This window comes from Nonomuraea sp. LPB2021202275-12-8 (genome assembly GCF_037044575.1).
Classification (GTDB): Bacteria; Actinomycetota; Actinomycetes; order Streptosporangiales; family Streptosporangiaceae; genus Nonomuraea.
Genome location: NZ_JBAHWD010000046.1, coordinates 54,698 through 61,037 on the forward strand (window position 1 = coordinate 54,698; position 6,340 = coordinate 61,037).

5 protein-coding genes are annotated in these 6,340 nt (G+C 67.7%); 3 read left to right on the plus strand and 2 right to left on the minus strand.

Annotated features, from left to right (window positions below; translation table 11 throughout):
* The first annotated feature begins 10 nt into the window (after positions 1-10).
* Genes V5E28_RS44210 through V5E28_RS44220 form a run of 3 tightly spaced genes read left to right on the plus strand, consistent with a single transcriptional unit; the run spans position 11 to position 3,336 of the window.
* Positions 11-340: a helix-turn-helix domain-containing protein gene (locus V5E28_RS44210; protein WP_336216148.1), complete on the plus strand. Its 330-nt coding sequence runs from the start codon at positions 11-13 to the stop codon at positions 338-340.
* Positions 341-2,782, plus strand: coding sequence for a hypothetical protein (locus V5E28_RS44215; protein ID WP_336216149.1), 2,442 nt, complete (start codon positions 341-343; stop codon positions 2,780-2,782). It begins immediately after the preceding gene.
* Positions 2,779-3,336 (plus strand): GNAT family N-acetyltransferase, encoded by a 558-nt coding sequence (locus V5E28_RS44220; protein WP_336216151.1) that lies wholly within the window; start codon positions 2,779-2,781, stop codon positions 3,334-3,336. Before V5E28_RS44215 ends, V5E28_RS44220 begins: the two co-directional genes overlap by 4 nt.
* A gap of 95 nt (positions 3,337-3,431) precedes the next feature.
* Here the strand turns inward: V5E28_RS44220 and V5E28_RS44225 are convergent, their stop codons facing one another.
* Both V5E28_RS44225 and ltrA read right to left on the minus strand, forming a co-directional pair.
* Positions 3,432-4,268, minus strand: a complete 837-nt coding sequence (locus V5E28_RS44225; RefSeq protein ID WP_336216152.1) for an HARBI1 family protein — start codon at positions 4,266-4,268, stop codon at positions 3,432-3,434.
* A 321-nt stretch (positions 4,269-4,589) separates the two neighbouring features.
* Positions 4,590-5,981 (minus strand): group II intron reverse transcriptase/maturase, encoded by a 1,392-nt coding sequence (gene ltrA / locus V5E28_RS44230; protein WP_336216153.1) that lies wholly within the window; start codon positions 5,979-5,981, stop codon positions 4,590-4,592.
* Positions 5,982-6,340 lie beyond the last annotated feature (359 nt).

Genomic DNA, 6,340 nt, shown 5'->3' on the forward strand with positions numbered 1-6,340 from the left:
AGGATCAGCGATGACGGCGAAGCTGGACTACCAGTGGCATCTGCGGCAGGTGATGGCCACCCGCGGCATGTTCTCCACCACCGACCTGCTCCAACCGCTCTGCGAGCGGGGCATCAAGCTGTCGTCCTCGCAGGTCTACCGTCTGGTCGTCGACCGGCCTGAACGCCTCAGCTTGAAGATCCTGATGGCGTTGCTGGACATCCTGGACTGCACGATGACCGACCTTGTTGAACCCGTCCCCGCCGCCGGGCAGGCCAAGAAGACCAAGGTGGTCGGTGGTGAAGCCGGGGTCGGCGAACTCCGGCCCAGACGGGCCCGGATCACCCGGGCTGACGGCTGAGTGCTGGGCACGCCGACATCCGATGTCATCGCCGACCCGATCGGAGTCATCGTTGACCTGATCACGCATGTTGAGACGAGCCTGGGCCGCGGAGAGGTCGAGGCGGCCGTAGTGAGCGTGGCCGGCGGCCGGGCCAAACGCCGCAAGCTCGCTCAAGCCTTGACCACGCGGCCTGAGATCCTCACCGACGGCCGGTCTCCGGCACTCCGGGCAGTGGGCGATCTGCTCATCGCGCTGGTCAGGGCCGGGGCTCGGGCAGTCTCGCCGCCGGTCTGCGCCGAGTGCGGCAAGACGCTGCGGACGCTGCAGCGCCGTGGTGAGGACTGGTACTGCGGCGCCTGCGGCCCGCTGCGCGAACCCTGCACCGTCTGCGGACGATCCAAGCCCATGCATTCCCGAGACCGCCATGGCCGGCCCCGATGCGATAAGTGCCCGCTTGAGGACGGTCGTGATCCGGTGGCCGTCGTGATCGACATCGTCACCGCGATCGATCCGTCCCTGCGACCGGAGGTCGTGGCCGCAGCCGTCCAGGCAGCAGTTCCCGCGGCGGGGCGCCGCTATCAGCTGGCCTGGACGTTGCAGGACCGGCCGGAACTCCTCACCGGAGCGGGCGCCCAGGCCCCCGTTCCCTCGGTGCTCCGGCTGATCGACGCGCTTTGTGAGGCTGGCACCACCGGCATCGTCCGGCCGCCCTGCCCGCACTGCGGCCGAGTGATCCCGCTGGTCAAGCCGCGCGACGGGGTCAGACTCTGCCGGAATTGCGTGGCCAGGTCTCGGGCTGAGCCATGCTCAGGTTGCGGGCGGGTCTGCGAAGCAGCAACCCGCGACGAGCACGGACGAGCCATCTGCCCGAACTGCCTGGTCAGGAACGCGGCCAACCTTGAGAACTGCGTGAACTGCGGCCGTCACCGCGTCGTTAACACCCGGACCCCGGACGGGCCTCTCTGCTCCACCTGCCCGCCGCTGCCAACGCTCGAATGCTCGATCTGCCAGGAGCACCGGCCCTGCGGGACCTCCCGGTTGACCGGGCTCCCATGGTGCCCACCCTGCCAGCGGCGCTCCGGCCGCTGCACCCGCTGCGGACATCTCGAACCGATCCGGTCCGGCACCATCGCCGAGCCGCTCTGCCACGGCTGCACCGTCCCGGTCTTTCCTGATTGTCCGGCCTGCGAGAGCAGCCCGCAGCCGGGCCGATGCCCCGATTGCCGTCTGGAACTGCGGTTCCGGGAGCTGTTCACCGGCCCGGACGGCGTCATCCACCCCGCCCTGCAGCCGCTGAAGGCGGCGTTGGCAGCCACCGACCCGCCCGGAACGGCGCTGCGTTGGCTCGCCAAGGAACCCGTCGCGCAGGGGCTGGCCGACGTCGCGGCGGGCCGCCGCCAACTCACCCACGCCGAACTCGATGACCTGGAGCAGACCGGAATCCTCGCGCACCTGCGCAGCGTGCTGGTCGCCACCGGGACGCTCCCGCCACGCGATGAGCACATGGCCCGGCTGGAACGCTTCCTCGACGACGTCCTGGCCACCCGAACCGATCCCGACCAGCGTCAGATCCTGCACCGCTACGCCGTCTGGCACCTGCTGCGCCGACTTCGCCGCCGCACCGGCGGCCACGCCACCACGATCCAGCAGTACGCCGTCGTGCACCAGCACACACGCGCCGCCGTCATCTTCCTCGACTGGCTCACCACCCAGCACCTGACCCTGGCGACCTGCCGCCAAGCCGACCTCGAACGATGGCTGACCAGCGGCCAAGCCTCCCACCGCTACCAGGCCGCACACTTCATCCGCTGGAGCGTCGGCCAACGCCTCACCACGCTGTCCTTCCCCGCCACCCGCTGGCACGGCCCCACCCACGTGCTGGACGAGGAAGGCCGCTGGGAAGCAGCCCGCCGACTTCTCCACGACGACACCATCGGCAACCGGGACCGCCTCGCAGGCCTTCTCGTCCTGCTCTATGCCCAGCCGGTCGCCCGGATCAGTCGGTTGACCACCAACCAGATCGCCATCGACGGCACCACGGTCCGCATCCGCCTCGGATCGGCGCCCGTCATCCTGCCCGACCCCGTCGCCGACCTCACCCGACAACTCCTGGACGGCAAACGCGGACACGCCACCACCGGCACCGGGAACCCTTCACCCTGGCTGTTCCCCGGAGGCCAACCCGGCCGCCCAATCAGCTCCACCCACCTCGGACAACGCCTCAAAACCCTTGGCATCCAACCCGGCCGAGCACGCTCCGCCGCACTCTTCCAACTCGCCACCGAACTCCCCGCAGCCCTGCTCACCCGCCTGCTCGGCATCCACATCGACGTCGCCGTCGCCTGGCAACGCGCCAGCAGCGGCGACTGGATGACCTACGCAGCCGACATCAGCCGCAGACCCCCACAGGAACAACCGAATCCCTCACCGGGCAGACCATTGGAAACGGAGATCCCGTGACCCTGCCAACCCGCGTCGATCGCGACTTGGTCGAGATCGTTCAGGCCAAGCGTCCGGAAGACATGTCATCCGAGGCGACCCGCGAACTGGTCAACTGCTGGATGATCGTGGCCAACAACGGCGGAGCCGTGGGCTTCGCGTTTCCTCCGGTCGGCATCGACGACGTGAGGCCTGTCGCAGATCAGCTCATCGCAGACCTTGATCCCGAGTACAACCAGCTCCTGCTCGCCAAACTCGACGGTGTCCTCGCTGGTTGGCTGAGCCTGAGCCGATACCGGGACCAGCTCGTTCCTCACTGGGGCGTGGTCAAACGGGTTCAGACCCATCCCGACTTCCGCGGCCGCGGTCTCGGCGCCGCGTTGATGCACCGTGCTCGTGACGTTGCTCGTGACGAACTGGGCCTCGAACAACTCCGACTCGAAGCACGAGGCGGAGAAGGACTCGAAGACTTCTACGGCCGACTCGGCTGGCGGGAGATCGGCCGGTGGCCGGCTGCACTCCGCTTCGATCACGGCGACCGTGACGAGATCCTCATGCTCCTGGCACCGCTATGAGGACCACCAGCACCGAGGCATTCAGACAGTTCTGATATCCGACGGTGCCGTTACACGTCCGGCTCCGCCTGCAACGCGAGGCCATTGACGTGATCTCAGCGAATCGCCGGCAGGTAGTCGTGCTCGAAATGGGTGAGGACAAGTGCCGCGCGGGCGATGTCGCCGATTCGGCTGGGGCTGACCGTGATGTGCTGGAGGGTTCGCCAGCGGCCTTTGAGCAGGGCGAATCCGCGTTCGCCGAGGCAGCGTAGAGCGCGTAGGAGCCGGTTGTAGGTGCGGTTGTCCGGGCTGAGGATCTGGTTCCCCTCGGGTTGTTTGATCGGCGTGTGGATGCCAATTCCGGCGCCGTCGTAGCCGCTGTCAGCGAGGGTGGGCAGACCGGCTGCGGCTGCGGCGTACAGCGCGCCCAGCACGTGGGTGCGGGCGGCGGACAGGTCGTGGACGGAGCCGGGTTCGACCTCGCCGATCCACAACGGCAGCCCGTCCGGTGCTGAGAGGGCTTGGAGGTTGCCGGCGTGGTGGTGGGCCTTGCCGGAGTACCAGGCATCGATGGATTCGCCCTTGACGCTGATGGTCTGCTCGGAGCAGCGGTCGATGGGGATCAGGGTGCCGTCCAGGATCACATAAGCCAGTCCTCCGGCGTGGGCGCGGTCGAGGGCTTCGTGCAGATCTGGTGCTTGAGCTGCGAGAACTTCGATGCCTTCGTGGATGTAGCGGTAGGCGGTGGCTCGGGAGACGTGGTGATCGCGGCCGAGTTTGGGGATGTCGTGCTCGCCGCGGAACCAGCACAGCACCATGACTGCCTGCCGGAACGGGGTCAGGGCTCGGCTGTCTTTGGGCGTGCCGCGCAGTCGGCGTTCATCCCGCAGAAGTCGGGCGACGTGGTGAACGAGTGCGCGAGAGACGTCGAGCGTGGCACGATGAGCAATCACGTGGAGCCTTTCGGCGGCGGGATTTCTTGTGGTGAGAACTCATCTACCGGAGGCTCCACGCCTGTCTCCGGCCTTCGACGACTCCTCCCGAAAGGCCCGATACGTCACCGCCGGCGTCCCAGAAATCCCCAATCGTCCTGAATTATTTCGCTGTAGGGTCGGGAGCTGGCGCGGTGGCGTCTCCTGGCGGTAGGGCTCGGGGCCTGTCTTCCGCCGGTTTCCCGGTCGGCTGTGCTCTCCCCGATGACCATGACCAGGTTCGTGGCTCCGTTTCCAGCTCCCGCCGCATCGAACCGTGCATGCGGTTCTCCCGCACACGGCTCACCGACGCCGTTCACCGGCGGCATTCGGTTTCACCCGCCAGGGCTTGCCCGCCCTGGGTGCGACAGTGATTCCATACAAGCTGATCAGTCCAAGGTCGATCGGCCGGGCGTTGAGCAGTACCTGCCAGCCGAACGCCATGCTGCGGCGGTGACGTCGGCGCATGAAGTGCGCCAGCCGCCACTGCGCATACCGTCTGATCTTGCTGAGGCGCTGGGCCGAGTGTCCATAGCGGAAATACCCGGCCCAACCACGAAGAAAGGCGTTCAGCCTGTCCACGATCGCCTCCGGCCGCAGCAGCATCCAGCGCCGGGAGGTGATCTCCCGGATCCGGTCGCGGGCATGCTGCATGGCCTTGTCCGCAGGCCAGCGAGCCAGGAACGTCACCTTCGGCTTGCCCCGATCACCACGGGAGCGCACCAGCCGGTGGTGAAAACCCAGAAAATCGAAGCCGTCACCACCGACTTCCAGGCGGATGATGCGGGTCTTGGCCGCCTTCGGCTCCAAGCCGAGCCCGGCCAGCAGCTCGGCCAGCCGGGCCAGCGCCCGTTCAGCCTGGCTGCGAGACCAGCACATCACGACCACATCGTCGGCGAACCGCACCATCACCCCATCCCCGTCCTCCCACACCCGATCCACTCGGTGCAGATAGACGTTGCAGAACAAGGGTGAGACCGGACCGCCCTGCGGGGTCCCGGTCACCGGACGCCGCACCTGCCCGTCCTGCATCGCCCCCGCGCGCAAAATCGCGCGCAGCAACGTGAGCACCGACTGGTCGCAGACGCGTTCCTCGATCGCGTGCATCAACTCCTGATGCGGAATCGCCGAAAAACAGTCGGCGATGTCCGTCTCAACCACCCACCGGCGGCCCCGCACGCACTCCTCAACGAGCACCTGCAGGCCATCGTGCGCCGACCGCTTCGGGCGAAACCCGAACGAGCAATCGGCCATGTCAGCCTCGAAGACCGGCTCGAGCACGATCTTCACCGCCGCCTGCACGACCCGATCACGAACCGCGGGAATCGACAGCGGGCGATACTGATCCTTCAGCCCCGGCTTGGGAATCAGGACTCGCCGCGCCGGCAGCGGCCGATACCGCCGCTCCCGCAACTCGCCGGCCACCTCGTCCAGGAGCCGGTCGACTCCGTACTCCTCGACCTGGGCCAGGGTGGTCTTGTCGATGCCCGGTGCGCCGTTGTTAATGCGCACCGCAACCCACGCGCGCTGCAGCACGTCTCTGCGGCAGACCTTGTCGAACAGCGCGTGGAACCTCCGCCCGGGATCAGCCTTGGCCGCCCGGTAAAGCGCATGCTGCAGGGCACGGACCGGATCACGCGGAACCCGTGGCTCCGATGACCCCTTCGCGGCGGGACTAGCCTGACCGGCACTCACCGGGCCCCTCCCTCACAAACACTGCGCATCGACGAAGCAGCGGCCCTTCCCTCACCGCCGGTTGTGTTGTCCGGTCGGCTCGATCGGTACTACGGCCGCCTCCGACGCCCGCCCGGCTCACCGCCCACTTCCCGGCTCCGACCGGTTATAGGGCGCGACGCTCCGGCAACACCCACCTCCGCAGGTTGCCGGGCCGGGGAGGGCCTCCCCAGTTCCCGCCGCCACTATCGATGCGTTCCGCGCCCCATACGGGCTCTTCGAAGTTAAGCGGGGTTGAGGCAGCCGCGGCTCTTTCGCGTGGTGGCGCAGCGAGTGCGGAGTCGTTGGGATTCAGGGTTACGAAAACCGTACGCGTCCCT